This is a genomic window from Mesorhizobium sp. P5_C1 (genome assembly GCF_054049815.1).
Genome location: NZ_JBFULQ010000695.1, coordinates 1 through 2,450 on the forward strand (window position 1 = coordinate 1; position 2,450 = coordinate 2,450).

2 protein-coding genes are annotated in these 2,450 nt (G+C 59.6%); one reads left to right on the forward strand and one right to left on the reverse strand.

Going from position 1 to position 2,450, the window contains the following annotated elements; all coding sequences use genetic code 11:
• The coding region (locus ACXJ7R_RS30025) for an HWE histidine kinase domain-containing protein (RefSeq protein ID WP_457154990.1) at positions 1-1,620 on the forward strand (1,620 nt) is incomplete at its 5' end.
• A 158-nt stretch (positions 1,621-1,778) separates the two neighbouring features.
• Here the strand turns inward: ACXJ7R_RS30025 and ACXJ7R_RS30030 are convergent.
• Positions 1,779-2,450 (reverse strand): YihY/virulence factor BrkB family protein (locus ACXJ7R_RS30030; protein ID WP_457154991.1); only part of this gene is annotated, 672 nt, incomplete at its 5' end.

Sequence of the window (2,450 nt, forward strand, 5' to 3'; positions counted from 1 at the left end):
GTCTTTGCCAGCGAGGATTCCAAAAACTACCGCATAGCCGTTGCCATACGGGTGCCGGCGCCGACGGGCGAAGATCTGGTCCTTTCGATTTCCATCCCGACCGGACGCATCCGGGATGTGATGATGCCTGCTGTTCTTGAGGGGTGGACGGTTGGTGTTGGAGATCGCCACGGAAGTTACGTGGCACGTTCCAGGTCGCATCAGGAGATGAGCGGCAAGCCTGGATTGCCGGAATATCTGGAAAAGATCGTTGGCCGCTCCGGCAGCTTCACATCCCGCAACTTCGAGGGCACCACGCTGCTGGCGGGCTACTACCGATCCTCCTATTCCGATTGGTTCTATACCGCCAACGTGCCGCTTTCCGAGGTGCAGGCGCCGCTATGGCGCTCGCTCGCGGCAATTTGCGGGATCGGCCTGCTGGCACTTCTTGTGTCGATCGCTCTCGGCTACGTCGTGGGAAAGCGCTTCACTGGAGCGACCACCGACCTAGCTGCCCGAGCTGAGGCGCTTGGTCAGGGCCGCGCAGTTGAGCCCATGTCCACCACGGTTGCGGAGTTCGGCGCCATTGCGCAGGCGCTGGTAGACGCCGAGCGCGCCATCGCCGAGCGCCGGTATGAATTGGAGACAGTACTGGAGACGGTGCCGGCAGCGGTCTGGTTCACCTATGACCCCCAAGCCCTACAGGTCATTCGCAATCGCTTCGCGGCGGAACTCATGGGTTTGCCGACCGACGCCCGCAAATCGTTTGGCGCGCCCGACCTCGTGATCAACACCGTGGCGGTCAAGGACGGGCATACGGTGAGCCGAGAGGACCGGCCTCTGAGCCGGGCCATGCGTGGAGAGCTGACAGACAACGAAGAATTCGCCTATACGCTTCCGTCTGGCGTGGAGCGCTTTCTGCTCTCGAGCGCGCGTCCGATCCGCAGCCCGGGCGGCAGCATAATTGGTGCCGTGCAGATCAGCCTCGATATAACCGACCGCAGACGCGGCGAAGAGCATCGCAAATTGCTGGTCAACGAACTCAACCACCGCGTCAAGAACACGCTTTCGGTGGTCCAGGCAATCGCAAGCCAGACGATCCGCAACGCAACCACTTTGCCCGAGGCAGGACGGGTCCTGTCCGACCGGCTCATCTCGCTGGCGAAGGCGCACGATATCCTGACGCAGAAGAACTGGAGCGGCGCCGATCTCCATGATCTGGTCACAGCCTCGATCAAGCCACACGCTCCGATCGAACGATTTCAAATCAGCGGAGGGAAGGTTTGGCTTCCGCCCAACGTCGCCCTTTCATGTGCTCTAGCACTTCATGAACTTACGACAAATGCGATCAAATATGGGGCGTTGTCGAATTCAAACGGCAGGGTTTCGCTATCCTGGAAGCTTGTTGGTCAAAAACAGCAACGCCAACTTGAACTCGAATGGCGAGAGACTGGTGGCCCGACCGTCGGTCCCGTCGAGCGCAAGGGGTTTGGCACCCAGCTCCTGGAGCGCATATTCGACTCCGATTCCGCGGGACGCGTGGTGCTGACTTTCGAAAGATCGGGACTGGTCTGCCTTTTCCAGGTGAACCTGTCTGAGCCGAATGAGGCTGAAGCACATTTTCCAGGCAGCGAAACTTAGACCTCGCTGTTCAGTCCAAACTATTTTCGGGTGCGCCAATGGCGCATGGCGGACCCTTGGAAGTCATTCGCTTGAGTTGATTGCCGGCGTGTCGCTTCTGGCACCGTGTGATTTCAGGCTGCGTCGCAAGAACGGCGACAGATGGGATCGTCAGACCATCAATCCGCAGTCTTGCCCAATGTGTCGGCGACGACCGCACCGCGCTTGCCCATGGGCAGGGCAGGGCCCGTGGTCGAGTCAACGGCCGTCTGATGTTCCATCTCCGCGTTGATGGCGGCGCCGGCAATAAGGATGATGACTGAAATCCAAGTCCACATCATCAAGCCGACCACCGCGCCAAGCGATCCGTACGTGGCGTTGTAGTTGGCGAAATGCTGCAGATAGAACGAGAAGAGCCACGATGCCCCGATCCAGACAGTGGTCGCGATCAAGGCTCCCCAACTCAGCCATCGCCACTTGGCATACTCTCGACTCGGCCCGAAGCGATAGAGCAGGGAAATGCCGGTCAGCGTGGTGCAAACCAGGATCGGCCATCGGGACGCCGCAACAAGCGTTTCGGTCCAGGCATCAAGGTAGAAATAGCGCAACAATGCCGGAACGACGCCCACGGTCAGCAACAGCACGATGCCAATCAGCAAGGCTCCGACCGTAAACAGGATCGACATCAGGTTGAGGGTGATGAAGCTGCGTTTCTCGCGCTCTTCATAAGCAATGTTCATGGCGTCGAAGAGCGCCTTCATGCCGCTGTTGGCGCTCCATAACGCGATGCCAAGGCCGATGAAGAAGCCGGTTCCGAGAGCACCCGGTTTCTGCTTGGCCAGGGCCTGCAA